Source organism: Bartonella sp. AP11XZML, assembly GCF_042196445.1.
GTDB lineage: Bacteria > Pseudomonadota > Alphaproteobacteria > Rhizobiales > Rhizobiaceae > Bartonella.
On sequence record NZ_JBHIQF010000014.1, the window covers coordinates 1 to 1,414 of the forward strand.

At 49.2% G+C, this 1,414-nt stretch carries 2 protein-coding genes; both read left to right on the forward strand.

What is annotated here, in order from left to right:
* The first annotated feature begins 292 nt into the window (after nucleotides 1-292).
* Nucleotides 293-421 (forward strand): hypothetical protein, encoded by a 129-nt coding sequence (locus ACFIMG_RS00940; protein WP_003806876.1) that lies wholly within the window; start codon nucleotides 293-295, stop codon nucleotides 419-421.
* Between the two features lie 427 nt (nucleotides 422-848).
* On the forward strand, nucleotides 849-1,414 hold a 566-nt coding region (locus tag ACFIMG_RS00945; RefSeq protein ID WP_375693549.1), incomplete at its 3' end, for a CatA-like O-acetyltransferase.

Genomic DNA, 1,414 nt, shown 5'->3' on the forward strand with positions numbered 1-1,414 from the left:
AATTCCCCTTGTGCAGAAGGGCCCGTAGAAAAGATCAAAGGATCTTCTTGAGATCCTTTTTTTCTGCGCGTAATCTGCTGCTTGCAAACAAAAAAACCACCGCTACCAGCGGTGGTTTGTTTGCCGGATCAAGAGCTACCAACTCTTTTTCCGAAGGTAGCTGGCTTCAGCAGAGCGCAGATACCAAATACTGTTCTTCTAGTGTAGCCGTAGTTAGGCCACCACTTCAAGAACTCTGTAGCACCGCCTACATACCTCGCTCTGCTAATCCTGTTACCAGTGGCTGCTGCCAGTGGCGATAAGTCGTGTCTTACCGGGTTGGACTCAAGACGATAGTTACCGGATAAGGCGCAGCGGTCGGGCTGAACGGGGGGTTCGTGCACACAGCCCAGCTTGGAGCGAACGACCTACACCGAACTGAGATACCTACAGCGTGAGCTATGAGAAAGCGCCACGCTTCCCGAAGGGAGAAAGGCGGACAGGTATCCGGTNAGATACCTACAGCGTGAGCTATGAGAAAGCGCCACGCTTCCCGAAGGGAGAAAGGCGGACAGGTATCCGGTAAGCGGCAGGGTCGGAACAGGAGAGCGCACGAGGGAGCTTCCAGGGGGAAACGCCTGGTATCTTTATAGTCCTGTCGGGTTTCGCCACCTCTGACTTGAGCGTCGATTTTTGTGATGCTCGTCAGGGGGGCGGAGCCTATGGAAAAACGCCAGCAACGCGGATCACAACAAAAAGCCCGCTCATTAGGCGGGCTAAATTCTCATGTTTGACAGCTTATCATCGATAAGCTAGCGGCCGCTAGCTTTAATGAGTTATCGAGATTTTCAGGAGCTAAGGAAGCTAAAATGGAGAAAAAAATCACTGGATATACCACCGTTGATATATCCCAATGGCATCGTAAAGAACATTTTGAGGCATTTCAGTCAGTTGCTCAATGTACCTATAACCAGACCGTTCAGCTGGATATTACGGCCTTTTTAAAGACCGTAAAGAAAAATAAGCACAAGTTTTATCCGGCCTTTATTCACATTCTTGCCCGCCTGATGAATGCTCATCCGGAGTTCCGTATGGCAATGAAAGACGGTGAGCTGGTGATATGGGATAGTGTTCACCCTTGTTACACCGTTTTCCATGAGCAAACTGAAACGTTTTCATCGCTCTGGAGTGAATACCACGACGATTTCCGGCAGTTTCTACACATATATTCGCAAGATGTGGCGTGTTACGGTGAAAACCTGGCCTATTTCCCTAAAGGGTTTATTGAGAATATGTTTTTCGTCTCAGCCAATCCCTGGGTGAGTTTCACCAGTTTTGATTTAAACGTGGCCAATATGGACAACTTCTTCGCCCCCGTTTTCACCATGGGCAAATATTATACGCAAGGCGACAAGGTGCTGATGCCGCTGGCGAT